At 26.4% G+C, this 450-nt stretch carries 1 protein-coding gene; it reads right to left on the bottom strand.

Annotation, left to right across the window (positions count from 1 at the left end; translation table 11 throughout):
• Window positions 1–450, bottom strand: a 450-nt coding sequence (locus AVBRAN9334_RS10115) for a hypothetical protein (RefSeq protein ID WP_336607743.1), incomplete at both ends; no start/stop codon positions are given.

The raw sequence follows: 450 nt of genomic DNA, 5'->3' as shown, positions 1-450 counted from the left end.
TCTTTTATAGCTTGCATATAAATATCATTTCTAATAGCTTTGTTAAGTGTTAAATTTCTAAGCCAAGAATTACCCGTAATAGCTCTAGTTTTACCAGTATAATAATTTACAGCTTTAGGATCATAACTATAACTATATTGACTTCCTATAAATTGAGGAATTTTTGTTTGAGTAAAAGAAATTGCCAACAATTCTCCATTCATTAATCCAATTATTGCTTCATTAAATGCATTTTTTTGCATATATGATGCATTATCAGTTTTTTTAAAATCATAACCATACATATATACTGCTCTTTTATCTAATTCATTATCACCAAACAATACCACATGATTTGTTTGCAATAAATTTGCACTATGAAATGTAGTATTGAAATAACTTACGATATACCCGCCATGAACTTTATTCATCTCTTCAGTATTTAAAACTTTAACACCTAATGAATTATCA

This window comes from Campylobacter sp. RM9334, from assembly GCF_020138145.1.
Lineage (GTDB): Bacteria > Campylobacterota > Campylobacteria > Campylobacterales > Campylobacteraceae > Campylobacter_E.
This window is presented reverse-complemented; position numbering and strand designations above follow the sequence as displayed.